Origin of the sequence: Rhodococcus sp. 105337 (assembly GCF_012844225.1) — a bacterium.
In the GTDB taxonomy this organism is placed as follows: Bacteria; Actinomycetota; Actinomycetes; order Mycobacteriales; family Mycobacteriaceae; genus Rhodococcus.
In genome coordinates this window covers 215,454-238,902 of sequence record NZ_JABAGQ010000002.1, presented here as the reverse complement: position 1 = coordinate 238,902, position 23,449 = coordinate 215,454, and the positions used below count along the sequence as shown (strand labels likewise).

General features: G+C 67.8%; 26 protein-coding genes. 11 read left to right on the top strand and 15 right to left on the bottom strand.

What is annotated here, in order from left to right:
- Window positions 1-60 precede the first annotated feature (60 nt).
- Both moeZ and HF886_RS04850 read right to left on the bottom strand, forming a co-directional pair.
- Window positions 61-1,296, bottom strand: a complete 1,236-nt coding sequence (gene moeZ / locus HF886_RS04855) for an adenylyltransferase/sulfurtransferase MoeZ (RefSeq protein ID WP_169651699.1) — start codon at window positions 1,294-1,296, stop codon at window positions 61-63.
- A 28-nt stretch (window positions 1,297-1,324) separates the two neighbouring features.
- A complete protein-coding gene (locus tag HF886_RS04850) occupies window positions 1,325-2,437 on the bottom strand; it encodes a DUF3152 domain-containing protein (RefSeq protein ID WP_169651698.1) in 1,113 nt (370 codons plus the stop codon).
- Window positions 2,438-2,628: 191 nt separating this feature from the next.
- Here HF886_RS04850 and HF886_RS04845 point away from each other — a divergent pair, with 191 nt between their 5' ends.
- Window positions 2,629-3,288 (top strand): TetR/AcrR family transcriptional regulator, encoded by a 660-nt coding sequence (locus HF886_RS04845; RefSeq protein ID WP_169619748.1) that lies wholly within the window; start codon window positions 2,629-2,631, stop codon window positions 3,286-3,288.
- Between the two features lie 108 nt (window positions 3,289-3,396).
- Here the strand turns inward: HF886_RS04845 and HF886_RS04840 are convergent, their stop codons facing one another.
- Both HF886_RS04840 and HF886_RS04835 read right to left on the bottom strand, forming a co-directional pair.
- Window positions 3,397-3,627, bottom strand: coding sequence for a DUF3107 domain-containing protein (locus tag HF886_RS04840; protein WP_169619749.1), 231 nt, complete (start codon window positions 3,625-3,627; stop codon window positions 3,397-3,399).
- A gap of 45 nt (window positions 3,628-3,672) precedes the next feature.
- Entirely contained in the window at window positions 3,673-4,365 is a 693-nt protein-coding gene (locus HF886_RS04835) for a ferritin-like fold-containing protein (RefSeq protein WP_169651697.1), read from the bottom strand.
- A 201-nt stretch (window positions 4,366-4,566) separates the two neighbouring features.
- Here HF886_RS04835 and HF886_RS04830 point away from each other — a divergent pair, with 201 nt between their 5' ends.
- On the top strand, window positions 4,567-6,252 hold the full coding sequence (locus HF886_RS04830; protein WP_169651696.1) for a DEAD/DEAH box helicase: 1,686 nt from the start codon (window positions 4,567-4,569) through the stop codon (window positions 6,250-6,252).
- A 5-nt stretch (window positions 6,253-6,257) separates the two neighbouring features.
- Window positions 6,258-7,469, top strand: coding sequence for a PQQ-binding-like beta-propeller repeat protein (locus HF886_RS04825; RefSeq protein WP_169651695.1), 1,212 nt, complete (start codon window positions 6,258-6,260; stop codon window positions 7,467-7,469).
- 11 nt (window positions 7,470-7,480) lie between these two features.
- Here HF886_RS04825 and HF886_RS04820 read toward each other — a convergent pair whose 3' ends face one another.
- Complete coding sequence (locus HF886_RS04820; protein WP_169651694.1) at window positions 7,481-8,266, bottom strand: AAA family ATPase; 786 nt, start codon at window positions 8,264-8,266, stop codon at window positions 7,481-7,483.
- A 104-nt stretch (window positions 8,267-8,370) separates the two neighbouring features.
- Between HF886_RS04820 and HF886_RS04815 the strand changes: the two genes are divergently transcribed.
- Window positions 8,371-8,841 carry a GNAT family N-acetyltransferase gene (locus HF886_RS04815; protein ID WP_169651693.1) on the top strand — a complete coding sequence of 157 codons (471 nt, stop codon included), beginning with the start codon at window positions 8,371-8,373 and terminating at the stop codon, window positions 8,839-8,841.
- Between the two features lie 22 nt (window positions 8,842-8,863).
- Here HF886_RS04815 and HF886_RS04810 read toward each other — a convergent pair whose 3' ends face one another.
- Window positions 8,864-9,286 carry a hypothetical protein gene (locus tag HF886_RS04810; RefSeq protein WP_169619755.1) on the bottom strand — a complete coding sequence of 141 codons (423 nt, stop codon included), beginning with the start codon at window positions 9,284-9,286 and terminating at the stop codon, window positions 8,864-8,866.
- A gap of 47 nt (window positions 9,287-9,333) precedes the next feature.
- Here HF886_RS04810 and HF886_RS04805 point away from each other — a divergent pair, with 47 nt between their 5' ends.
- Together HF886_RS04805 and HF886_RS04800 are read left to right on the top strand one after the other, a co-directional pair.
- Complete coding sequence (locus tag HF886_RS04805) at window positions 9,334-10,275, top strand: diacylglycerol kinase family protein (RefSeq protein ID WP_169651692.1); 942 nt, start codon at window positions 9,334-9,336, stop codon at window positions 10,273-10,275.
- Window positions 10,276-10,518: 243 nt separating this feature from the next.
- Window positions 10,519-10,773, top strand: coding sequence for a WhiB family transcriptional regulator (locus HF886_RS04800; RefSeq protein ID WP_072699424.1), 255 nt, complete (start codon window positions 10,519-10,521; stop codon window positions 10,771-10,773).
- Window positions 10,774-10,853: 80 nt separating this feature from the next.
- Here HF886_RS04800 and HF886_RS04795 read toward each other — a convergent pair whose 3' ends face one another.
- From HF886_RS04795 to HF886_RS04780, 4 genes are all read right to left on the bottom strand, one after another.
- The gene (locus HF886_RS04795) at window positions 10,854-12,329 is read right to left on the bottom strand and encodes a histidine kinase N-terminal domain-containing protein (protein ID WP_169619757.1); all 1,476 of its coding nucleotides are present in this window, start codon (window positions 12,327-12,329) and stop codon (window positions 10,854-10,856) included.
- Between the two features lie 17 nt (window positions 12,330-12,346).
- Window positions 12,347-12,562, bottom strand: a complete 216-nt coding sequence (locus tag HF886_RS04790; protein WP_169651691.1) for a biotin/lipoyl-binding carrier protein — start codon at window positions 12,560-12,562, stop codon at window positions 12,347-12,349.
- A 241-nt stretch (window positions 12,563-12,803) separates the two neighbouring features.
- Window positions 12,804-13,088, bottom strand: coding sequence for a mycothiol system anti-sigma-R factor (gene rsrA / locus HF886_RS04785; RefSeq protein WP_169619759.1), 285 nt, complete (start codon window positions 13,086-13,088; stop codon window positions 12,804-12,806).
- Window positions 13,085-13,759 (bottom strand): sigma-70 family RNA polymerase sigma factor, encoded by a 675-nt coding sequence (locus tag HF886_RS04780; protein WP_296550025.1) that lies wholly within the window; start codon window positions 13,757-13,759, stop codon window positions 13,085-13,087. The genes rsrA and HF886_RS04780 overlap by 4 nt, the downstream gene beginning before the upstream one ends.
- A 227-nt stretch (window positions 13,760-13,986) precedes the next feature.
- Here HF886_RS04780 and HF886_RS04775 point away from each other — a divergent pair, with 227 nt between their 5' ends.
- A complete protein-coding gene (locus tag HF886_RS04775; RefSeq protein WP_169651690.1) occupies window positions 13,987-14,538 on the top strand; it encodes a GNAT family N-acetyltransferase in 552 nt (183 codons plus the stop codon).
- A gap of 59 nt (window positions 14,539-14,597) precedes the next feature.
- Here HF886_RS04775 and HF886_RS04770 read toward each other — a convergent pair whose 3' ends face one another.
- Window positions 14,598-15,230, bottom strand: coding sequence for an isochorismatase family protein (locus HF886_RS04770; protein WP_169651689.1), 633 nt, complete (start codon window positions 15,228-15,230; stop codon window positions 14,598-14,600).
- A gap of 90 nt (window positions 15,231-15,320) precedes the next feature.
- The gene (locus HF886_RS04765) at window positions 15,321-16,388 is read right to left on the bottom strand and encodes an LLM class flavin-dependent oxidoreductase (protein ID WP_169651688.1); all 1,068 of its coding nucleotides are present in this window, start codon (window positions 16,386-16,388) and stop codon (window positions 15,321-15,323) included.
- A gap of 96 nt (window positions 16,389-16,484) precedes the next feature.
- On the opposite strand from HF886_RS04765, the gene HF886_RS04760 reads away from it, so the two are divergent.
- Together HF886_RS04760 and ybaK are read left to right on the top strand one after the other, a co-directional pair.
- A complete protein-coding gene (locus HF886_RS04760) occupies window positions 16,485-17,078 on the top strand; it encodes an ABATE domain-containing protein (protein WP_169619782.1) in 594 nt (197 codons plus the stop codon).
- Between the two features lie 27 nt (window positions 17,079-17,105).
- The gene (gene ybaK / locus HF886_RS04755; protein WP_169619783.1) at window positions 17,106-17,603 is read left to right on the top strand and encodes a Cys-tRNA(Pro) deacylase; all 498 of its coding nucleotides are present in this window, start codon (window positions 17,106-17,108) and stop codon (window positions 17,601-17,603) included.
- A gap of 39 nt (window positions 17,604-17,642) precedes the next feature.
- On the opposite strand, the gene HF886_RS04750 is transcribed toward ybaK, so the two are convergent.
- Window positions 17,643-18,389 (bottom strand): SOS response-associated peptidase, encoded by a 747-nt coding sequence (locus HF886_RS04750; RefSeq protein WP_169651687.1) that lies wholly within the window; start codon window positions 18,387-18,389, stop codon window positions 17,643-17,645.
- Window positions 18,390-18,468: 79 nt separating this feature from the next.
- On the opposite strand from HF886_RS04750, the gene aroA reads away from it, so the two are divergent.
- Both aroA and rsgA read left to right on the top strand, forming a co-directional pair.
- On the top strand, window positions 18,469-19,755 hold the full coding sequence (gene aroA, locus HF886_RS04745) for a 3-phosphoshikimate 1-carboxyvinyltransferase (RefSeq protein WP_169651822.1): 1,287 nt from the start codon (window positions 18,469-18,471) through the stop codon (window positions 19,753-19,755).
- Window positions 19,722-20,741 (top strand): ribosome small subunit-dependent GTPase A, encoded by a 1,020-nt coding sequence (rsgA, locus tag HF886_RS04740; RefSeq protein ID WP_169651686.1) that lies wholly within the window; start codon window positions 19,722-19,724, stop codon window positions 20,739-20,741. The genes aroA and rsgA overlap by 34 nt, the downstream gene beginning before the upstream one ends.
- Before the next feature lie 80 nt (window positions 20,742-20,821).
- On the opposite strand, the gene HF886_RS04735 is transcribed toward rsgA, so the two are convergent.
- Window positions 20,822-22,057: a fatty acid desaturase gene (locus tag HF886_RS04735; RefSeq protein WP_169651685.1), complete on the bottom strand. Its 1,236-nt coding sequence runs from the start codon at window positions 22,055-22,057 to the stop codon at window positions 20,822-20,824.
- Between the two features lie 87 nt (window positions 22,058-22,144).
- Window positions 22,145-23,425: an acyl-CoA desaturase gene (locus HF886_RS04730; protein WP_169619787.1), complete on the bottom strand. Its 1,281-nt coding sequence runs from the start codon at window positions 23,423-23,425 to the stop codon at window positions 22,145-22,147.
- Window positions 23,426-23,449: the final 24 nt, after the last annotated feature.

Sequence of the window (23,449 nt, the reverse complement as noted above, 5' to 3'; positions counted from 1 at the left end):
TTCCGGTCACAGCTCGGCGACAACGGGCCGGAGGATGCGGCAACGGCCCGGCGCCGGCGGTCAGTAGACGGGCAGGGAGGGATCGATCTGCTGCGCCCAGGCGAGTACACCGCCGCGAAGGTGGGTGGCATCGGAGAACCCCGCGCGCGTGAGCACGGCGAGCGCCTCCGCCGACCGCACGCCCGTCTTGCAGTAGAGGACGATCGGCCGGTTCTGCGGCAGTTCGGCCAGGGCCTCGCCCGACAGGATGCGGCCCTTGGGAACCAGCCGGGCACCGTCGATGCGGACGATGTCCCACTCCACCGGTTCGCGGACGTCGATCACTTCGACGTCGCGGCCCTCGTCGAGCATCCTGCGCAACTCGCCCGGCGTGATCGCCGCATCGGCGGCTGCCGCCGCGTTGTCCGGGACGACGCCGCAGAACACGTCGTAATCGATCAGTTCGGTGACCGGTACGCGGCAGGGGTCCCGGCGCAACGTCACGGTGCGGAACGACATCGCGAGCGCGTCGTAGATCATCAGCCGTCCCAGCAGCGGCTCACCGATCCCGGTGATCAGCTTGATGGCCTCGGTCGCCATGATCGTGCCGACGGTGCCGGGCAGGACACCGAGGACACCGCCTTCGGCGCAGGACGGCACCATGCCCGGCGGCGGCGCCTCGGGATACAGATCGCGGTAGTTCAGGCCGCGCCCGCCGGGAGCGTTCTCCCAGAACACGGACACCTGGCCTTCGAAACGGAAGATCGATCCCCACACGTACGGCTTGCCGGCGAGCACCGCGGCGTCGTTCACGAGGTAGCGGGTCGCGAAATTGTCGGTGCCGTCCACGATCAGGTCGTACTGCTCGAACAGAGCCACCGCGTTGCCGGAATCGAGGCGGGTCGGATGCAACCGCACGTCGACGTGCTCGTTGATGGCGTTGATGCTGTCGCGGGCACTCTCGCCCTTCGCCCTGCCCACATCGGAGCGGCCGTGGATCACCTGCCGCTGCAGATTCGACATGTCGACTTCGTCGAACTCGACGATGCCCAGGGTGCCGACACCCGCCGCGGCCAGATACAGCAACACCGGTGAACCGAGGCCGCCCGCACCGATGCACAGCACCTTCGCGTTCTTGAGCCGCTTCTGTCCGGTCACACCGACGTCCGGAACGATCAGGTGCCGGCTGTATCGGGCGACCTCGTCACGATCGAGGTCGGCAGCCGGTTCCACCAGCGGTTGCAAGGCGCTCGGATCCACCGAGGGCGTCGATACGGTCACGGATACTCCTCGGCCGGCGGGACGGTCGTGGTCCATTGTTCCACCGCTCACAGTCGCGGCGGCGTCACGCCCTCGGGTACGGCCACGGGTTGAAGCGGCACCGCAGCCCGTCGGCCGGCACCACCCCGCCGGGATCGAGCCGGGCGATGTCGTCGTTGTTCGTGCCGAAGGTCTGCTGCATCATGATCGGCGCGAGACCGTCCTGCACCCCGCACCGCTCGTGCTGAGCGAAGCCGATCGCGTGCCCGACCTCATGATTGACCAGGTACTGGCGGTAGGAGCCGAGGTCGCCCTGGAAGGCGACCGCTCCTCGAACCCAGCGCGCTTCGTTGAGCAGGACCCGCCCGAGCGACGGATTGAAGCACGACCCTTCGAGCCGGATGTCGTACCCGCATCCCTCCCGGATGGTCATCTGCGAGGTGAGCGAGATACGGAAGTCGGGGGTGCCGACGTCGATCCGGCGGAAAGCGAACTGGGGATCACCGACCCAGCTCCGAGGGTCGGCGAGCGTCTGGTCGACCAGGAGTCCGAAGGCGTCGTCACCGCCGTAGCCCGCGGTGTCGATCCCGTCCTCGACCTCGACCGTGTAGGTGAAGGTGCGTGCCGCCTCCGAGCCCACTCGTGCGGTCGTGCCGGGCAGCACTCGCCACCTCTGCGCACCCCGCTCGGTGAACGGTCCGCCGTCGGGAAGGGTGCCGGACGCGAGATCCGCCGGGAACAGCCCGTCCGCCCGCGGCGCTTCCGCGACGATCTCGCCCGCGTCCACCATGCTCTGTTCTTCGGCTGCGCCGTCGTCGCCGGTTCCTCTGAACGCATCCCACAGCACCACGACGGTCACCACGACGAGCACGGGCACCACGTACGCGCGCCATCCGTATGTTGCGACGAACTTGCCGAGCCGGCTCTGCTTCCGGACCTCTCGGACGGGCCGGGGCCTGCGCGGTTCCCGCGCCGGGTCGTCTCCACCCACCGGGTCCCACTGGGCTCGCAGCGGCTGGTACGCATCGCGCCTGGATACCCGCGACGCACCGGAAGTGCGGCGCGGTTCGGACGGGTGTCGCGGTTCGGGAGGTTGCCGGGAGCCGGACGGCGGTCGCTGTGCCGGGGAACCGGATGGCGGGGTCCGGGTGGAGTCCTCCGCGGACCCGTTCGGTCGCACTCCTCCTCGGTCGATCACGGTTGACAGAATGTCACATCCACGAGAATCCGACGGGCGGTCCCGGCAGTCCTGCGGAGCGGGCGGGGAAAAGCGGATACTGGGCGTGGGGCCGACCAGGAGAAAAGCGCGGCGGCCTGTAACCTGCAAGGACGATCGAAGCCGAAGTGGCGCTGCTCACTGTCGGCGAAAGTGCGCAGACTGGAGCAAGCATGACCGAACTGGCCGACCGGGCATCCGGCCGCGGCAACAACGGCAACAAGCGTGGTGCCCGGATGCCGAGGGACGAACGGCGTGCCCAGCTGCTCGAGGCTGCGAGTGAAGTGTTCGTCACCCGCGGTTACCACTCCGCCGGCATGGACGAGATCGCCGAGTGCGCGGGTGTGAGCAAGCCGGTGCTCTACCAGCATTTCCCCGGGAAGCTCGAGCTGTATTGCGCCGTCCTCCAGAACTATGTGGACGTCCTCATCAACGGGGTCCGGCAGGCGCTTCGGTCCACCACCGACAACCGCCAGCGCGTCCGCGCCGCCGTCCAGGCGTTCTTCGACTTCGTGGACAACGACAGCCAGGGTTTCCGGCTGGTCTTCGAATCGGACCTGATGGGTGAGCCGGAAGTGTCGCGCCGCGTGGAACAGGCCACGGAAGCGTGTGTGGACGCCGTGTTCGACCTGGTCAGTCACGATTCCGGTCTCGACCCCTACCGTGCGCGGATCCTCGCCGTCGGGCTGGTGGGCACCAGCCAGTTCACGGCGCGTTACTGGCTCGACGCCGCGCGGCCCATCCCGAAGGACGATGCCGTCGATACGACGGTCGCGCTCGCATGGGGCGGACTCAAGCACGTCCCGCTCCAGCCCGAACTACGGCTGCGCTGAGGAGGCCGTCCCGGCCGGCCGCACGTCGCGGACGCAGCCGGGAGAACAGCGATACGGCGAGAGGCCGGGGCGATGTCGCCCCGGCCTCTCGCCGTATCGGTCCGGTGGTCAGATGGCTGCGAAGCCGACCTTCCCGATGGTGGAGGGGCCGATCTCCACGTACGCGATCTTCGCCGCCTGCACCAGAACCTTGCGGCCCTTCTCGTCGATGAGAGCGAGCACGCCGCTGCCGTTGCCGCTCAGTGCGTCGGTCACAAGCTTTTCCACCTCGTCGTGCGTCTGGTCGCTGACGAGGACGAGTTCACGCGGGCTGTCCGCAACGCCGATCTTGACCTCCACTGGGGACCTCCGAAATCTCAGGCTGTACTGCTTGTCACCGCCAGGCTAATGCAGTCCGAGCACTGCCATCCGCTTGGTGTGCTCGACCTGCATCCGGTCGAACAGGGCGGCAATGCCGGCGAGGTCGCCCGAGGTGAGAATCACCAGTTCGGCAAGCTCCTCGTTCTGGGCGAGCACGTACTGGGCCTGCGTGATCGCTTCGCCCAGCAACCGGCGCCCCCACAACATCAGGCGGTCCTTCTGGAGTGGGCTTCGTTCCACGACTTCACGGACTTCGCGCACCACGAACTCGGAGTGCCCGGTCGCGGCGAGCACGTCGCGCACCACCGCGGCGACCTCCGGGGCGAGCCGGTCGGCGATCTCACAGTAGAAGTCGGCGGCGATCCCGTCCCCCACGTACGCCTTGACGAGGGATTCGAGCCACGTCGACGGGGTGGTGGACGCGTGATAGGCGTCGAGAGCCTGCCGGTACGGCTCCATCGCGGCATAGATCTCCACACCGCGGTCGGCGAGCGCCGCGTGCAGCGTCTCGAAGTGACTCATCTCCGCCGCTGCCATGCTCGCAAGGGCCACACGCCCCCGCACCGACGGGGAGAACTTGGCATCGTCCGCGAGACGGTAGAACGCGGCGATCTCGCCGTAGGCGATCACCGCGAACAACTCGGCGACGCCGGGATGGTCGGCGGGGACGAGGGTCGGGCTGGATGATGCTGTGGACGGCGACGATTCGGCTCCCATGACGACAAAGCGTAGTACTACCTCGGCGAATCCGCCGGAACCGGTACAATGGTCCTTGAAGTTCGCGCTTCGAGCCGCTGAACGCAGCCCGCGAGCTTCACCGATAATGTGCGCGCACCCGACCGCGGATCGCCGCGCTTCGCCGAGCTTCTGACAACGCTCGTGCTGAGGCGCAGGCCGGTCCCCTGCCCGACCTCGTGCGTGCGTGCCGAGACCAGGAAGGCCGGACCCCTGAGCAAGATCACAATCGACCACGAAGACGACGCGACCGAAACGACCGTCTCCGCACAGCTCGACTCCACCCACGTTCCCCCCACCTTCGGAGAGCTCGGCGTCCGTGACGAAATCGTCCGGGCACTCTCCGAGGTCGGCATCGAACGTACGTTCGCAATCCAGGAGCTCACGCTCCCCCTCGCCCTCGCAGGCGACGACCTCATCGGCCAGGCCCGCACGGGCATGGGCAAGACCTTCGGGTTCGGGGTTCCGCTGCTCAACCGCATCACCACCGACGGTTCGGGCACCACGACCCTCGACGGCACCCCGCGTGCGCTCGTCATCGTCCCGACGCGCGAACTGTGCGTCCAGGTGACCGGCGACCTGGTGAGCGCCGCGAAGTACCTGCCCGGCAGCGGCAAGAAGGGCCTCGAAGTCCTCTCGATCTACGGCGGACGCCCGTACGAGCAGCAGATCTCCCAGTTGCAGAAGGGCGTCGACGTCGTCGTCGGCACCCCGGGCCGGCTCCTCGACCTCGCCAACCAGGGTCACCTGATCCTCGGCAAGATCGGCGTGCTCGTCATGGACGAGGCCGACGAGATGCTCGACCTGGGCTTCCTGCCCGACATCGAACGCATTTTGACGATGGTGCCCGACAAGCGTCAGACGATGCTGTTCTCGGCCACCATGCCGGGCCCGATCATCACGCTCGCCCGCACCTTCCTGAACCGCCCGACGCACATCCGCGCGGAGGAAGCCGAGTCGTCGGCGGTGCACGAGCGCACCCAGCAGCACGTCTACCGTGCGCACGCGCTCGACAAGGCCGAACTCGTCGCGCGCGTGCTGCAGGCCGAGGGCCGCGGCGCGACCATGATCTTCACCCGTACCAAGCGCACCGCACAGAAGGTCGCCGACGATCTCGTCGAGCGTGGCTTCGCCTGCGGCGCCGTGCACGGCGACCTGGGCCAGATCGCACGAGAGAAAGCGCTCGACAAGTTCCGCGCCGGCAAGATCGACGTGCTGGTCGCCACCGATGTCGCGGCACGCGGCATCGACATCGACGACGTCACCCACGTCATCAACTACCAGTGCCCCGAAGACGAGAAGACGTACGTGCACCGCATCGGCCGTACGGGTCGCGCGGGCCGCACCGGCATCGCGATCACCCTCGTCGACTGGGACGACATTCCCCGCTGGCAACTGATCGACAAGGCGCTCGGCCTCAACATGCCCGATCCGGTCGAGACCTACTCCAGTTCGCCGCACCTCTTCGAGGAACTCGGCATTCCTGCCGGCACCACGGGGCGCGTGCACAAGCAGGCTCCGGCGCGGTCCGCCGAGAGCGAGCCCGCCGAACGTCGACCGCGTGAGGATCGCGAGGAGACGGCGTCCCGGCCCAAGCGCAACCGCGTGCGCCGCCGCACCGTCCGCGGCAAGGCGGCCGACGGTGACACCGCTGCCGCCTCGGGCGCCGACGCTACGGAGCCGAAGGCGTCGAACGGCCAACAGAAGGACCCGCAGGCCGACGGCGCATCCGAGCGCGCCGGTTCCGACGCACCCGCTTCCCCGGCACGGCGTCGTCGCCGTCGTCGCGGCAACGGCGCCGCGGGCCACGACACGGCCTCACAGGACGCCCCGAACGCGGACACCGTCGCGGCATCGTCCGCTCAGTAGGACCCGTGCTCGCGCCGGAGCGCCGCACACGCACGGATCTGCTCGTCGCCGCCACACTCGTCGTCACCGTCCTGGTGGCGGCGAGTGTCGTCTGGCTACGGTCCGATGCGCGCGGCACCACCTCGATCACGTGGGACGAGCCGGTGTCCGCTCCCCCTCACGCCGGCACGCTGCCCGACACCCTCACCGAGGTGTGGCAGGCGCCCAGCGGGGCCACGTCGGCGCCCGTCGCGCTCGGAGGCACCGTCGCGACGGCCGACGCGAACACGGTGGTGGGCCGGGATCCGGTCACCGGCGACGAACGATGGCGGTATGAGCGCAACCGCCCGCTGTGCGCCGCAACGGGTGCGTGGGGTTCGGTGATCTCGGTCTACCGCGACGCACGCGGCTGCGGGCAGGTCACCGCGCTCGACTCGGACAGCGGAGCGCGCGGGGCACAGCGGACCGGTGACGCAGACGAGGAGATCCGGCTCATCGACGCCGGCTCCCACGTCATCGCACTCGGCGACACCCGGCTCGAGATGTGGCGGTCCGACCTCGTGCGCACCGTCGAATACGGGTACGTCGACGCCCCCGTCAACCCGCGCGCCCAGCCCCGGTCCGGCTGCGAACTACTTTCCGCCGACGCCGGGACGAGCCGTCTCGCGGTACTCGAGCAGTGCCCCAACGAGCCGGCCAATCGGCTCACGTTGCTGGACCCCACTCCCGACGACAGTCAGAAACCCGAGCAATACGCGTCGTCGGTGCTGCCGGAAGCGCAGACCGGAGCAGGCGCCCGCATCGTCGCCGTGCTCGGTGAACGCACCGCTGTGTACATGCCGCCGGGACCCGGCGGCGGCCCACGCATCGCGGTGTACGACGGCTCGGGCGCACTCGTCGACACCCACGACCTCGGACGTGTCGCCGGCAACGGCACCGCACCCGCCACCGAACAGGAAGGGGTCCTGGTCTGGTGGACGGGTCTCGACACGGTCGCCCTCTCCCCCGAGGATTTCGCACCGGCATGGACCGTCGAGGACACCCTCGGGACCGGAGCGGCGATGGCCGGCTCACTGCTCCTGCCGGTCGACGACGCGGTCGCGGCGGTCGATCCCGCGTCCGGCAACGTCCGGCGGCGGATTCCCGTCGAACGAGGCGACGCACCGGACGTGGACGTCGCGGTCACCGGTGAACTCGTGCTCGAGCAACGCGGAGACCGGGTCGTCGCGCTGCGCTGACGACGCCGGGGTCAGTCCAGCGTGGGCAGTGCGGTGTCCTTCGTCCACGACGCGAGCAGGTTCTCGGCCAGTTCCCGGTAGGCGTCCGCGCCCTTGTTCTTCCGACCGGCGAGCACGGTCGAACCCGATGCAGACGCCTCGGCGAACCGCACGGTTCGCGGGATGGGTGGCGAGAGCACCGGCAGGTCGTACCGGTCCGACACGTCGGCGAGCACGTCACGACTGTGTGTGGTCCGCGAGTCGTACAGCGTGGGAAGTGCGCCGAGGAGTTCGAGTTCGGGGTTGGTGATCTGCTTGATCTCCTGGACCGTCCGCAGAAGCTGACCGACGCCGCGGTGTGCGAGCGTTTCGCACTGCAGCGGGACGAGGACGGAGTCTGCCGCGGTGAGCCCGTTGAGGGTGAGCACCCCGAGGGACGGAGGACAGTCGACGATCACCACGTCGAAGTCGTCCGCGACCGTCGCCAGTGCGCGTTTGAGGGTGTATTCCCGGCCCGGTTTCATGAGCAGCATCGCCTCGGCACCGGCCAGGTCGATGGTCGCGGGCATGAGCGTGATGCCTTCTCCCGCCTCGACCAGCACCTCCTGCACCTTGGTCTCCCCCACGAGGACGTCGTGCACCGACTTGTCGAGCCGGTCCGGGTTGTGGCCCAGGGAGAAGGTGAGACATCCCTGGGGATCGAGGTCGACGAGGAGCACCCGCTGTCCCAGCGCGGACAGGGCGGCCCCCAGCGACGCGACGGTGGTGGTCTTGGCGACGCCACCCTTCTGGTTTGCCACTGCAAGTACGGTTGTCACGGGTCGATCCTCGCGTATTCGGCGCTCCGGTGTGCGGTAACGACGCGGCATCTTCCCGGCACATCGTGCAGACCCCTCCGACGCTCCCGAAAGGCGTACCGCCCGTGATCCGCAGAGTCCGTCCCGACGATGTCGACGCCGTCACCGGCCTGATCTACGACCTTGCGGAGTACGAGAAGGCCCGGCACGAGTGCACCGTGACGACGGAACAGATCCGGGCCGCGCTGTTCGGTCCGGAACCGTCGGTGTTCGGCCATGTGGCGGAAGAGGCGGACGGCACCGTCGTCGGGGTCGCGCTGTGGTTCCGGAACTTCTCCACGTGGGACGGGGTCCACGGCGTGTACCTGGAGGACCTCTACGTCCGGCCGGAGCATCGCGGCGCGGGACACGGGCGCGCGCTGCTCGCCGCACTGGCCCACGAATGTGTGGAGCGCGGTTACACCCGGCTGAGCTGGTCTGTGCTGAACTGGAACGAGCCGTCCATCGGTTTCTACCGGTCGCTGGGTGCGGTCCCTCAGGACGAGTGGACGACGTTCCGTCTCAGCGGTGACGCGTTGCGCGAGCTCGGCGCCTGACCGGCCTCCGACGCGGCCCGGTTCAGTGCTCGTCCTCGGGCACGTAGTCGCGGGCGAGCCACCGGGTGGTGGCGGGGCTGAAGAGGAGCACGAGCGCCGGCACCACAATCAGCCCCATGAGCGCACCGAGGAACACCTGATGGGAATCGGTGAGGAGCGACCACACCACGGGCAACAGCAGAAGCTGCGCGACGACAGCGATCGAACGTCCCCAGTGCGCGCCGCGCAGGAGCGCGATGCCCGCGGCCAGGACGCCGCCGAAGAGGATCGACAGCCACAGCGCGAGGCCGTAGCCGTTACTCACCGACTGGTCGTAGTTACCCGACCATGCCCGGATGACCGAGTACACCGCGAACCCGATGGCGATGACGCCTTCGAGCACGACGAGCGACCCGGCAACCTTGACGGTCGACGGGGTACGGGTACGAGGTGTTTCAGTGGGCACCCGACCAGCGTAGTGGACCGGCGCGATAGCACTTAGGCTGATGCTCCGTGCGTGCCCTGCTGATCGTGAACCCGAACGCGACGACCACCACTCCGGCCGGTCGTGACCGGCTGGCTCACGCGCTGTCGGGCAGAACGCAGCTCACCGTGGCGCATACGACGCACCGGGGGCATGCCGCGGACCTGGCACGTTCCGCACACGCGGACGGGATGGATGTCGTCATCGCTCACGGTGGCGACGGCACCGTGAACGAGATCGTCAACGGCCTGCTGGGGCCTTCCCCCGACCGTGGTCCCGATCCGACGCTGCCTCGCCTCGCCGTGGTGCCGGGCGGATCGGCGAACGTGTTCGCTCGCTCTCTCGGGATCGCACCGGACCCGATGGAGGCGACGGAACAACTGCTCGCCCTGCTCGCCGATCGCACGGCCCGCCGCATCGGGCTCGGCCACTGCGACGGGCGGTGGTTCGTATTCAACGCGGGGCTCGGTCTCGACGCGCAGGTGTGCGAAGCGGTCGATCTGAGTCGTCTCAGCGGCAAGAAGGCGACGAGTTCGCGGTATGTGCGACATGCGATCACGCAGTTCTTCGCGTCGAAGCGGATCGAACCGGCACTCACGCTCGAAGTGCCGGGGCAGGATCCGGTGGCCGGGGTGTATTACGCCTTCGTGTCCAACTCGAGCCCGTGGACCTTTCTCGACAGGCGCCCGGTGCACACGAACCCGGGTACGTCGTTCGGCACGGGCCTGGGGGTCTTCGCGATGGCGACGATGCGGGTCGTGCCGAGCCTGCGCGTCGTGCGGCAGTTGCTCGCGAAGCAGGGAGATCCGTCGTCTCCGTATCTGTTGCGCGCGGACGACGTCACGCACGTGCGCGCACGGTCGACGCGACCGATCGGCCTGCAGGTGGACGGCGACTACCTGGGGCTTCGCACCGATGTGGAGTTCGTATCCGTGCCTTCGATACTCGAAGTCGTCGCTCCTGCACAGTGAGCAGAGTGCTCGAATGTTGTGATTCTGCTTACTTTTCGGCCGAACAGGTGTAGAAAGAAGGATTGACGAATGCTTCGCCCCTTCGTCGGCGTGAGCTTCCACACGGTCGCGGTCGATTCTCTTGACTTCACGCAAGTTCGTGAAAGCATTCACAAGTAACCGCGCGGAAATACTTCGCGCCGCAAGCGTGAACACGCACAGACAATCATCCGGTGCACAGCACCATCGAAGGAGAGTAGAAGCATGGACTGGCGCCACGAAGCCATCTGCCGCGACGAGGATCCGGAACTGTTCTTCCCTGTGGGCAACAGTGGACCGGCTCTCGCGCAGATTGCCGATGCCAAGCTCGTGTGCAACCGCTGCCCCGTCACCGCCGAGTGCCTCTCGTGGGCCCTCGAATCGGGTCAGGACGCCGGCGTATGGGGCGGCATGAGCGAAGACGAGCGACGCGCACTCAAGCGCCGCAACGCCCGCACCCGGGCTCGCACCACGGTCTGACGATCGCGACTTGTACGAAGGCCCGGCCCCCGAGGGGACCGGGCCTTCGTACGTCGTAGGTGTCTCGCCGACAACGTGGATCAGGTTCCGGCAACCTTGCCGAGTGCCAGTCGCAGGCGCGCGTCGGTTCCGCCGGTCTCGTTCGCGGCCAGGTCGAGCGTGCCGCCGAGTTCGGCAGCGACCAGCGTCCGCACGATCTGCAGCCCGAGACGGTCGGAATCTTCGAGACGGAACCCCTCGGGCAGGCCTTTGCCCTCGTCTCGCACGACGACGTCGAGCCACCGGGCCGACCGGTTCGCCCGGACCGTCACCGTGCCGTGAACACCGGGGTCGAATGCGTGCTCGACGGCGTTCTGCACGAGTTCGGTGAGCACCATCACGAGCGGGGTAGCGCGATCCGCGGGGAACACACCGAGGTTTCCCTCACGGCGCACCCGGATCTGGCTGCCCACCGCCGAGACATCCACCACGATCGGGATCAACTGGTCGAAAACACCGTCGAGGTCGACCTCTTCGTCGACCGACATCGACAGGGCTTCGTGCACCAGCGCAATCGACGTGACCCGGCGCACCGCTTCGCCGAGCGCCTCTTTGGCCTCGACATTGCCGGTGCGCCTCGCTTGCAGCCGCAGCAGCGCCGCGACCGTCTGCAGGTTGTTCTTCACCCGGTGGTGGATTTCCCGGATCGTGGCGTCCTTGCTGAGCAGGGCACGGTCACGGCGTTTGACCTCGGTGACGTCGCGGATGACCACAGCGGCGCCCTCGATGCGGCCGCCGGGCGACAGGACGAGAGCACGGATGAGCACCGTCGCTCCGCGCGCCTCCACCTCCATGCGCTGTCCCAGCCGTCCGTGCACGGCCCCGCTGAGATATTCGGAGACGTCCGCACTTTCGAACGGATCCGTCACGAGGGAGCGGGTCGTCTCGACGAGGTCCTGACCCAGCAGGTCGGAATTGAATCCCATGCGGTGGTACGCGGACAATGCATTCGGGCTGGCGTAGACGACGCGGCCCTCACGGTCGAGACGGATGAAACCGTCACCGGCGCGGGGGCTGGACTTCGTGTCCGACCGTGCTTCCGGAGTGGGGAACGTTCCCTCGCTGATCATGCTGTAGAGCGCATCGGCACATTCGAGATATGCCGTCTCGAGCGCACTCGCCGAGCGCCGTGACACCCGCGCGGCGTCCCGGCTCAGTACCGCGACCACCTGCCCGGCCCACCGCACCGGCACGGCCTGACGCAAATGGATCGAGTCGCTGGATCCGCGACGGACCGTGACGATCTCGCCCGATTTGAAAGCCTTACGGACATAAGGATGTTCGTCGTCGGACACGACGGTCCCCACCGCATCCTCCGGGATGACGGTCGAGGCGGTGGTGGGACGGCACTGCGCCACACACACGATCCCGTCGGGCGCGGCGTCCACCCACAGCAACACGTCCGCGAACGACAGGTCGGCGAGCAGTTGCCACTCCCCGACGACGCGCTGCAGGTGGTCGACAGCGGCACCGGGAAGATCGGTGTGGGTGGCGAGAAGGGCACTGAGGGTGGACACGGAGGCCGCCTTCTTGTTCAGGAGATGACCGCGATGAGATCGCCCTGCTGGATCACATCTCCCACGGCGACGCCGACCGACGTCACCGTGCCCGAGGTCTCCGCGAGCACCGGGATCTCCATCTTCATCGACTCGAGGATGACCAGGGTGTCGCCTTCCGCGACGACCTGTCCCTCGTTCACCACCACCTCGAAGACCGTGGATACCATCTCGGCCCGTACGTCCTCTGCCATCGAACACCTCATTCCGCGAACCGGACGGTGGACCTGCCGACAGGACCACTCGACCGCACGTGAAACACTGTAATGAAAGAGAAAGGAGATCCAACCATGGGTAAGCGAGGCCGCAAGAAGCGTAGCCGCAAGGGGAACGCCGCCAACCACGGCAAGCGTCCCAACGCCTGAGGCGTTCGGAAACACGGAAGGACCGGAAAGCGTTGCTTTCCGGTCCTTCTTGCTCGGGGGGCCGAGTCGGTCAGTTCTGGGCGTCGCGGTGGTGGTGCACCACCACATTCCGGCGGATCTCCAGTACCAGGCGTTCCCGCAGTCCCGCGGGCGCATGCTCTCCGCCACACTTGCGGCTCAGCAGGGACTTGATCTTCTCCTCGATGCCGTAGGCCTCGAGGCAGGCACCACAGTCGTCGAGGTGCCCCTGGAGTCTCGCTCGCGCATCTTCGTCACACTCGGAATCCAGCAACAGATACACGTCCGCAATGACCGCAGAGCAGTCCACCCGCTCGAAGTCTGTCGGCTCGCTCACTGCGAGACTCCCTTCCTGTTCTTGCTGTTCTCGCTGTTCCCGGACGGTTCACCCGCGCCCGGTTCCACATCCACTGCCGCATCGACTCCACCGCCGCGATTGAAGCCGCGTTCGCGAGCCACGTCGCCGAGCAGGCCACGCAGTTGCTTGCGGCCGCGGTGCAGGCGCGACATCACCGTCCCGATCGGGGTTCCCATGATCTCGGCGATGTCCTTGTACGGAAATCCCTCGACGTCGGCGTAATACACCGCCATGCGGAAGTCTTCGGGGAGTTCCTGCAACGCCGCCTTGATGTCGTCGTCGGGCAGCGCGTCGAGCGCCTCGACCTCCGCCGAACGGAGCCCCGTCGACGAGTGCTCCGCGGTCGCCGCGAGCTGCCAGTCGGTGATCTCGTCCGTCGGATACTGCGCGGGCTGCCGCTGCCGCTTCCGGTAGGAGTTGATGTAGGTGTTCGTGAGGATGCGGTACAGCCAGGCTTTGATGTTCGTGCCTTCACGGAAGGACGCGAACGCGGAAAACGCCTTGATATACGTCTCCTGGACGAGATCTTCGGCGTCGGCCGGGTTGCGGGTCATCCGCAACGCAGCACCGTAGAGCTGGTCGAGCAGCGGCAGTGCCTCACGCTCGAACCGTTCGGCCAATTGTTCGACAGACTCCTCGACCACACCGATCCCTTCACCGACGTTCTCCGTGAAGGCTACCGGTCCTGCCGTAGCCGGACGGGGCGGGCAAAGGATTGCCAACAGGGTCTCCGATCCTCGAGCAACAGCGGTCGCGCCGGCGGGCACGTCCGAAGGGGTCAACACACCGCATACCGGACTTGTTCCCGACGGGCGGCGACGCGGCGAAGACCGGATCTCGGCACTCGGCCGTCGGGTCTCCTGGCTACCCTTGCGCCGTGACGCTCCACATCCATCGCGCCGATTTCTCCGACCCCCGCCTGGCCGCATTCCTCCAGGCTCATCTGGACGAGCTCGCCCCGACGGCGCCCCCGGAGAGCAGGCACGCCCTGGACCTGTCCGGTCTCCGGCAGCCGGGCGTGCGGCTCTGGGTCGGCGAGTGGGGTGAGGCAATCGCAGCGACAGGTGCCCTCGCCGCACTCGGGCACGAGCACGAAGAGCTCAAGTCGATGCGCACGGACCCTCGCCGGAGAGGACACGGGGTGGGCCGGGAAATCCTGCGCCACCTGCTCGCCGACGCGGTCTCACGCGGTGTCCGGCAAATCTCGCTGGAGACGGGAAGCACGGAGTTCTTCGCTCCGGCGCGGGCACTGTATGCCGGCGCGGGCTTCGTCGTCTGTGGGCCCTTCGGTGATTACCGGGACGATCCCCACAGCGTCTACATGACGTTGACTCTGCCGCTTCGGCCGGTGGCGCCGAGTACGCGTCCTTTGCTTGCGAAGCGTGCGCCGAACCCCGAAGGGTGCGGCGCCCGCTCTCATCCGTCCTGAACGTCCGTCCTGAACGTCCGTCCTGATGTCTCGGTCTCCTCCGTGCGGAAGACCCGGCGTCAGCTGAAGGAGTTTCGTCCCTCGAGTGCCGACGCGACGAGATTGTCCTTGGGAAGGGCGGTGCCCGACGACACGGCGTCGGTCCACATCTCGGTGCTCGCGACCGCGGCGAAGTTGGAGTGGAACAGCGTCATCAGTGTGGTGTGAACCTGCTCGGCAGAAACCTTGCCCGCTGCGTTGGCGAGGTGGATCGCGCCGGTGGCGTCGGAGATGATCTCCGCGACGAGGCCGTGCACTTCGGCTTCTGCGGCAGTGGCCAGATCGCAGTTGTTGGTCATGTAACCGACGATCGTGATGGTGTCGACGTTCTGCTCACGCAGCCACTGCGCCACGTCGGTGTTGCCGAACACCGACCCGTAGTTCTTGGTGACCTGCTTCCAGTGCGGCTTGACCCGGGCGGCCACGTCCGGATGCAGCTGCCAGCCGTGCGACCCTTCCGCGTAGACAGGAGCCTCGGCCGGGAGTGTGTGCTGGACGACGGCGACGGGAAGCCCGGCGGCGTCGGCGTGGTCGAGGACCCGCGTGATGTTCGCAAGGGTCGCCTCGCGCGGAGGATATTGAATCTGCATGGGACCGTCGAAGTACTCGTTCTGCACGTCGACGACGAGCAGCGCGCGGCGGGGGGACGTCATGGTGTTCTCCTTCTCGAGACGACCGAGTGGTCGAGTGTGCGGATGCGCCGAGTTGTTCGATGCGTCCGTGTCGTACCGGGATTGTGCTTGTCAGAGTCCGGGCAGACCGTAGTGATCGGCCATGAGTTCCACTGTTCTGGCCTGGGCCTGCCGGGAGTGGCCCACCAGAACCAGCATCACCTCGTCGACGCCGGTGTGCTCGTGGAGTTGCTCGAGGCGGTGGGCCACGGTCGGCGCTGTGCCGTGCAGCGTGCGGTCCGTCCATTCGTCCAGGATCTGCCGCTCCTGGGCGGTGGCGGGATATGCCTCGACGTCTTCCGGACGAAGCAGGGGGTACGGCTCGCGCCGGAACATCCGCAACATGCCCATCGCGGTGGACGCGGATTGACGCCGGGCCTCCACGGGATCGTCGTCGGCAACGACTCCGACGCTGACCAGACCGTACGGCTCCGCGAGCACGGCGGACGGCCGGAAATGCTTGCGGTACAGCGCCATAGCGGTGACGACATCGGCGCTGCCGAATTGCAAGGCGAAGGCATAGGGCAGCCCTAGCTGCCCTGCCAACTGCGCGGAGTACGGCGAGGAACCCAGGATCCACACGCCGGGCCGGGTCGTGGCTCGGGGTACTTCGTTCTGCTCGGCCTGCCACGGACCGGGTACCGCGTGAACGTCGCGGTAAGGATGTCCCTGCGGAAACTCGTCGTCGAGAAACCCGAGCAGTTCCAGAACCTGCTGAGGAAAGTCGTCGCCGGCGCCACGATGCCGCCGCAGCGCTGCCGCGGTCGCGCCGTCCGTGCCGGGTGCCCGGCCGACGCCGAGATCGATCCGCCCGGGGGCCAGGGTGTCGAGCATGCCGAACTGTTCGGCAATCACCAGGGGCGCATGGTTGGGCAGCATGACCCCGCCCGCACCGAGCCGGATGCGTTCGGTTTCGCCGGTCAATCGCGCCACCATCAATTGGGGTGACGACGTGGCAGCGCCCGGCATCGCGTGGTGTTCGGACATCCAGAAACGTCGGTATCCCCGCCGGTCGGCCAGCTTCGCCAGCGCGATGATCTCCTGGAAGGTCTCCTGAACGGTGCTCCCGACGCCGGTATGTGCGTTGTCGAGCACGGAAAGGGAAAAAGGGGCGGTGCCGGACGTGCGCGGCTCGAGCATGAAGCGATCTCAACTCTCACGGAAACAGTTGCCATTCAACGTGAGGTTCACTGTACGGGGATCTCACGGAAAACCACAACGGTTACCATGAGAGGCATGGTGACGATTCCGCTCCCGCCGGCGCCCGGCGCCGAGACTCACTGGAGTCTGGCGCTGGTCAACAGCACCGTGAGCCTCCCCGGCGGACTCGAGGCAGACGAATTGAGCACGCCGACGGAGGCCACCGGATGGCTGATCGGTCACGGTCTCGCGCCTCGCGACACCGAACTTCTGGCCTACTGCCGGAGCCAACTCGTCGGATTGCGGACGGACCTGCGCACGGTGTTCGCCGCCCATGTGAACGGGAACGCTCCCGATCCGGCGGCACTGGAGGGCATCAACCGAGCACTCACCACCGTGCCCAGCGCGGTCGTCCTCAGGTACGAGGAGAAGACGGGATTACGCCGGACCTCGATCCATCCGACGACTCGGATCGTCGAGCACGCGATGATGCAGATCGCCGAGGACGCCGCCGCGTTGCTGACCGGCGAGAGCGCATCGCTCATATCCCGCTGCGGTGCGACCCCGTGCGATCGCTTCCTGCTGCGCACTCACGCACGCCGGTACTGGTGCTGCACTCGGTGCGGCGACCGGGTGCGGGCCGCGCGAGCCTATGCGCGCCGGTCGCCGCAGCGCGTTGCCACAGAATGAGGGAACGCTGTTGCCTAAGGTGAGCACATGGCATCCACGTCGACCCCCGCCACCACGCTTCTCACCCGCGAGAAGGTGCCCCACGTGGTCCACGAATACCCCCACGACCCTCGGTCCGGCTCTTTCGGATCCGAGGCGGTCGAGGCGCTCGCCGACCGCCTCGGCGTGGTGCCCGCCCAGATCTTCAAGACACTCGTGATCGCCCTGCCGTCCGGCAAGCTGGGCGTCGCCGTCGTCCCCGTCCCGGAGACGCTGTCGCTCAAGGCCGCGTCGGCGGCGCTCGGTGGCGGCAAGGCCACGATGGCCGAGCGCGCCGCCGCGGAACGCGCGACCGGCTACGTACTCGGTGGCATCTCCCCGCTCGGTCAGCGCAAACGCCTCCCGACGGTGATCGACGCGTCGGCGGGCCACTGGGACAAGGTGTTGTGCAGCGCGGGGCGGCGCGGCCTCGAAATCGAACTCGCCCCCGCGGACCTGATCCGCCTGACCGGAGCCGTGGTCGCCCCGGTCGCAGCAGGTCACTGACGGCGCAGCCGCTACAGCAGGTCACTGACGGCGCAGCCGCTACAGCAGCGCCATCTGGTCGCCGGCGCCGTCGTCGGGCACGAGCAGTTCCGGGCCGTTGTTGCGCACGCTGTTGACCTTGTCCGACACCCTGCGGATCCGAATCCGCGCCACGGCGTCTTCGCTCGGCACGATGAGGTCGGGGTGTCCGAGGCTGTCGGGATCGAGCCAGGCATCCCACCGCTCGGGCGGGAGCATCAGGGGCATCCGGTGGTGCATATTGCCCAGTTGCGCAACGGAATCCGCGGTGAGGATCGTGGTGCTCATGAGCGGTGACGCGTCGGGGGTACGCGGATCGCGCCACACCGCCCACAGACCCGCCATGTGGACGCGTGCACCGTCGGCGGGCGCCATGAAATACGGCACCTTGCGGGTCTTGCCGTCCGGCGCCGGTTCCACCTGCCACTCGTACCAGCCGTCCATCGGAACGAGGCACCGTCGGTAACGCAGCGAATGCGCGAACGACGGTTTGGTTGCCACCGACTCGGACCGCGCATTGAACAGCGGAGCGCCCGAAGACACCTCCTTCGCGAACGGAGGCACCAGTCCCCAGCGCATCCGCCGGATACGGCGCCGCGCCGGGCCGTCCGCATCGTCGCGGTCGTGCCGCGCCACCACGGTGAGCACCTGCGTGGTGGGCGCGACGTTGTAGTCGGGCCGCAGTTCCTCGTCGCCCGTCTCGTCGATCGCGTCGAGTTCCATCGCGAGAGTGGCCGGATCGGCCGTCGATGCATACCTGCCGCACATGCCCACGAGTGTGGCAGCGACCGCCGACACGGCACACACCGGTCGCGCGGACGGGTGGGAGTCGATGCCCGGGCGGACGATGGGCGAAGATGGACGGGTGAGCCTGTGGAAAGCACCCCGAGCCGTGTCCCCCGTCGACGCGTCCGTGACGCTGCCTGGATCCAAATCCATCACCAACCGTGCCCTCGTCCTGGCCGCCCTGGCGGTCGGCCCCTCGACGGTCACCGGAGCGCTGCGCAGCCGCGACACCGACCTCATGATCGCTGCGCTGCGATCCCTCGGCGCCGCGATCACCGAGCGCGACGGCGGCACCACCCTGGATGTGACGCCGGGACCCCTGCGAGCCGGCGCGGTGGACTGCGGCCTCGCGGGGACCGTGATGCGCTTCGTTCCGCCGGTGGCTGCCCTGGCCGACGGGGACGTCCGCTTCGACGGGGACGAGCAGGCACGATCCCGGCCGATGGGCACGGTGCTCGACGCACTCCGGGCACTCGGCGCGCACATCGACGGCGACACGCTGCCCTTCACGGTCCACGGTCGCGCCGGCGTGCGCGGCGGGTCCGTCACGATCGATGCGTCCGGGTCGTCGCAGTTCGTGTCCGGTCTGTTGCTCTCCGCCGCGAGGTTCGACGACGGTGTGACCGTGCACCACGACGGCAAGCCCGTCCCGTCCACCCCGCACATCGATATGACGGTCGACATGCTCCGTGACGCGGGCGTGCACGTCGACACCTCGGAGGCGAACACGTGGCGGGTTCTGCCCGGCCCGATCGCCGCCCACGACGTCGTCGTCGAACCGGACCTCTCGAATGCCACCCCGTTTCTCGCCGCCGCCGCGGTCACCGGAGGCACGGTGTCGGTCCCGTGCTGGCCGGAGAAGACCACGCAGGCCGGCGACGCCATCCGGGACATCCTCGAGCGCATGGGAGCGGCTGTGTCGCTGTCGGACGGGACGCTCACGGTGCGAGGGCCGGCCACGCTCACCGGCATCGACATCGACCTGCACGACGTCGGTGAACTGACGCCCACGGTGGCCGCGGTGGCCACGCTGGCATCGACCCCCTCGCGTCTTCGCGGTATCGCACACCTGCGGGGCCACGAGACCGACCGGCTCGCCGCGCTGGCAGCCGAGATCGGCCGGCTCGGCGGCATCGCCACGGAAACCGAGGACGGCCTCCTGATCGAACCGGCCACCCTGACAGGCGGTGTCTGGCACTCCTACGCCGACCACCGGATGGCGACTGCCGGCGCGATCCTCGGTCTCGTCGTCGACGGCGTCGAGGTCGAGGACATCGGCACGACCGCCAAGACCCTCCCCGGATTCGAAGGTCTGTGGGCGGCGATGTTGACGGGAGCACGCTCCTGAGCCGGCGGCAGTACGACGAGTCCGACGTCCGGGTCCGTCCGGGCAAGAGTTCGCGACCGCGTACCAAGGATCGGCCCGCCCACCTCGATGCGGTGGAGGGCATGGTGTTCTCGGTGGACCGTGGGCGCTGGGGGGTCGTCCTGGGTGGCGATCCGCAGCGACCCGTGGTGGCGATGCGCGCACGCGAACTGGGCCGTACACCGATCGTCGTCGGAGACAGGGTGGGGGTGGTCGGCGACCTTTCCGGCCGTCCCGACAGCCTGTCGCGCATCGTGCGGGTCGAGGAACGCACCACCGTGCTCCGCAGGACAGCCGACGACACGGACCCGTTCGAACGGATCGTGGTGGCGAACGCGTCGCAACTGCTCATCGTCGTCGCACTCGCCGATCCGCCGCCGCGCACCGGGCTCGTGGAGCGCGCGCTGGTCGCCGCGTACGCGGGCGGGCTCGCCCCGATGCTGGGGCTGACCAAGAGCGATCTCGCCGACCCGGAGGAATTCGCGTCGCAGTTCGCCGATCTGGACATCCCCGTGCTGGCCGTCGGCCAGGACAACGATCTTTCCGACCTCACCGAGCGTCTCACCGGCCGGGTCACCGCATTGGTCGGCCACTCCGGCGTCGGCAAATCGACCCTCGTCAATCGCCTCGTCCCCGACGCCGACCGCGCCACGGGTGTGGTCTCCGGTGTCGGGAAGGGCCGGCACACGTCGACCCAGTCCGTCGCACTTCCGCTTCCGTCCGGTGGCTGGGTGGTCGACACTCCGGGCATCCGGTCGTTCGGACTCGCGCACATCCAGCCCGACGACGTCGTCGCGGCCTTCACCGATCTCGCCGCGGCGGTCGCCGACTGCCCCCGCGGCTGTACGCATCTCGGGCCGCCCGCCGACCCCGAGTGCGCGCTCGACCGCCTCGAGGGCAAGTCGCTGCGCCGGGCGCAGGCCGTGCGCGAACTGCTCGCCTCGCTGGCGTCCAACGACTCCTGGTGATCGAATGCATCGAACCCCGGCACCAGTTCCGGTGCCGGGGTTCGATCAACGTTCGGGGCGTGCAGCACACGCTCGCGAACTCAGCGCATGCCGAGAATCCTGCGGACGAGACCGCGCTTGCGGGTCGTCTCGATCGTGGTGGCCAGACCGCGCCGGCGTCCGGTGACCGGATCGATCTCCGCCGGGCCACCGAAGCCCCGCTCCGATGCGGTCTCGGGGGCGGCGTCGCGGTCGTCCTTGAGGAACTTGTCGGGTAGCGAGAGCTTCGCGATGGTGCGCCAGGACTTCCAGTACTGCACGGCCAGCGGACCGGTGGTGTACGGCAGGTCGTACTTGTCGCACAACTGCCGCACGCGCACGGCGATCTCCGCGTACCGGTTGGACGGCAGGTCCGGGTAGATGTGGTGCTCGATCTGGTAGCTCAGGTTGCCGGTCATGAAGTCCATGATCTTGCCGCCGGAGATGTTGGCGGACCCGAGCATCTGCCGGAGGTACCACTCGGCGTGCGTCTCGTTCTCGACGTCCTGCTTCGTGAACTTCTCCGCACCGTCCGGGAAGTGCCCGCAGAAGATCACGGCGTTGGTCCACACGTTGCGGACGAAGTTCGCCGTGGCGTTCGCGGTGATCGTGGTCTTCCACGACTTGCCCGTGAGCGCCGGATAGACGACGTAGTCGCGCAGGTCCTGCTTCGCGATCTTCGCGAGCACCTCGGCGCCGTGCTTCTTGGTGATCTCGCGGTCGTCGCGACCCTGGATGACCTTGCCGAGTTCGAGCAACTGGATCGCGATGCCGTACTGGAACAGCGACGCCAGGATCGCGTTGTAGGCGATGTTGCCGAGGTAGAACGGCTTCCAACGCTGGTCGCGGGTGACGCGGAGCAACCCGTAGCCCACATCGTCGTCCATACCCAGGATGTTCGTGAACTTGTGGTGCAGGTGGTTGTGGGTGATCTTCCAGTGCGCCGACGGATCGACGTTGTCCCACTCCCAGTTGGCGGAGTGGACCTCTGGGTCGTTCATCCAGTCCCACTGCCCGTGCATCACGTTGTGCCCGAGCTCCATGTTCTCGATGATCTTCGACAACGAGAGCATTCCGGTGCCCAGCCACCACAGCGAGCGCTTCTTGGAACCGAACAGGACCAGACGTCCACCGACCTCGAGGCCGCGCTGCAACCGGATCGTGTTGCGGACGTATCGGGCGTCGCGCTCACCGCGCGACTCCTCGATATCGCGCCGGATGGCATCGAGCTCGCGGCCGATGGCCTCGACGTCCGCCTCCGTAAGGTGCGCGTATTCCTTGATGTCCGATATCGCCATGGCGGCTACCCTACCGTAGGTTACGGCTCCGTAGGTTAGGCGATTTCGGACGTGTGATCGGAATCACTTACGGGCGGGCGGCGTCGATTACTGCCGATTCCGGCGACGCGCACGTCGCATCGCCACCGTGTGCTCGGCATGCGAGCGCAGCGCGGTGAGCAACCCACGGCGACGTCCCGTGACGGGGTCCTCGGTGAGAGCCGGCAGTGCTGCGGCAGCACGGAGTCGCTCGAACTTACGCTCCGACGACGTCTCCGGCGCATCGTCGGACGTCGCCCGCAGAAGGGTGTCCGGCAACGCCAGTTTGTGGATGGTGCGCAGTGCCAGCATGTACTGCCGTCCGATCGGTCCGGTCGTGTACGGCAGGTCGTACTTGCCGCACAGCGCACGGACCCGGGCCGCGATCTCCCGGTAGCGATTGCTCGGCAGGTCCGGAAAGAGGTGGTGCTCGATCTGGTAGCTGAGGTTGCCGGTCATGAAGTCCATGACCCGGCCACCGGTGATGTTCGCGCTACCGAGCAACTGCCGCAGGTACCACTGACCGCGCGACTCGTCCTCGAACTGCTCGACCGTGAACTTTTCGGCGCCGTCCGGGAAGTGTCCGCAGAAAATCACCAGGTACGCCCAGATATTGCGCACGACATTGGCCGTCAGGTTCGCCGTGAGCGTGCTGCGCCATGCCGGTCCGGTCGCGGCGGGGAACAGCACCAGGTCCTTGAACACCTGGCGGCCGGCCTTCGCCACGAACTCGCGGTCGGGCCCGGACATCCTGGGCCGCGGACCGTCACCGAGTTGTTTCTCCCACGCGATCCGCTGCGCCGTCAGATCGTGCAGCGCGATACCCCACTCGAATGTCAGCGCGAGGACCACGTTCGCGACCGGCTGCAGCAGGTTGATCGGGCGCCACTTCTCGTCGCGGGTCATGCGCAGGATGCCGAATCCGACGTCCTCGTCCATCCCCACGATGTTCGTGTACGTGTGGTGCTCGTAGTTGTGGGCGCGCTTCCAATGAGCGGACGGGCCGGTCTGGTCCCATTCCCACGACGTGGAGTGGATTTCCGGATCGTTCATCCAGTCCCACTGCCCGTGCATCACGTTGTGCCCGAGCTCCATGTTCTCGATGATCTTCGCGAGCGACAACGCGGTCGTGCCGAGCAGCCAGCGTGAGCGCCGCCGCGAGCCGAGCAGCACGATCCGGCCGACGATCTCGAGCGTTCGCTGCAGCCGAATCGTGTTGTGGATGTACCGCGCGTCACGCGGCCCACGCGAATTCTCGACGTCGCGCCGGATGGCATCGAACTCTGTTGCCAAAGCGTCGATATCGGCGTCGGTCAGATGCGCGAACTCGCGGATGTCGGTGATGGCCAAGCGGGTCCCTCTCGTCGTTCATGG

Excerpts from the sequence above, each read along its gene's own strand:
- ybaK (WP_169619783.1), top strand. The coding sequence starts at position 17,106 with ATGGCATCCACGTCGACCCCCGCCACCACGCTTCTCACCCGCGAGAAG.
- HF886_RS04800 (WP_072699424.1), top strand. The coding sequence starts at position 10,519 with ATGGACTGGCGCCACGAAGCCATCTGCCGCGACGAGGATCCGGAACTG.
- HF886_RS04750 (WP_169651687.1), bottom strand. The coding sequence starts at position 18,389 with ATGTGCGGCAGGTATGCATCGACGGCCGATCCGGCCACTCTCGCGATG.
- HF886_RS04835 (WP_169651697.1), bottom strand. The coding sequence starts at position 4,365 with ATGGGAGCCGAATCGTCGCCGTCCACAGCATCATCCAGCCCGACCCTC.
- HF886_RS04735 (WP_169651685.1), bottom strand. The coding sequence starts at position 22,057 with ATGGCGATATCGGACATCAAGGAATACGCGCACCTTACGGAGGCGGAC.
- moeZ (WP_169651699.1), bottom strand. The coding sequence starts at position 1,296 with ATGGACCACGACCGTCCCGCCGGCCGAGGAGTATCCGTGACCGTATCG.
- HF886_RS04765 (WP_169651688.1), bottom strand. The coding sequence starts at position 16,388 with ATGCTCGAGCCGCGCACGTCCGGCACCGCCCCTTTTTCCCTTTCCGTG.
- aroA (WP_169651822.1), top strand. The coding sequence starts at position 18,469 with ATGGGCGAAGATGGACGGGTGAGCCTGTGGAAAGCACCCCGAGCCGTG.
- HF886_RS04845 (WP_169619748.1), top strand. The coding sequence starts at position 2,629 with ATGACCGAACTGGCCGACCGGGCATCCGGCCGCGGCAACAACGGCAAC.
- HF886_RS04790 (WP_169651691.1), bottom strand. The coding sequence starts at position 12,562 with ATGGCAGAGGACGTACGGGCCGAGATGGTATCCACGGTCTTCGAGGTG.
- HF886_RS04770 (WP_169651689.1), bottom strand. The coding sequence starts at position 15,230 with ATGACGTCCCCCCGCCGCGCGCTGCTCGTCGTCGACGTGCAGAACGAG.
- HF886_RS04760 (WP_169619782.1), top strand. The coding sequence starts at position 16,485 with ATGGTGACGATTCCGCTCCCGCCGGCGCCCGGCGCCGAGACTCACTGG.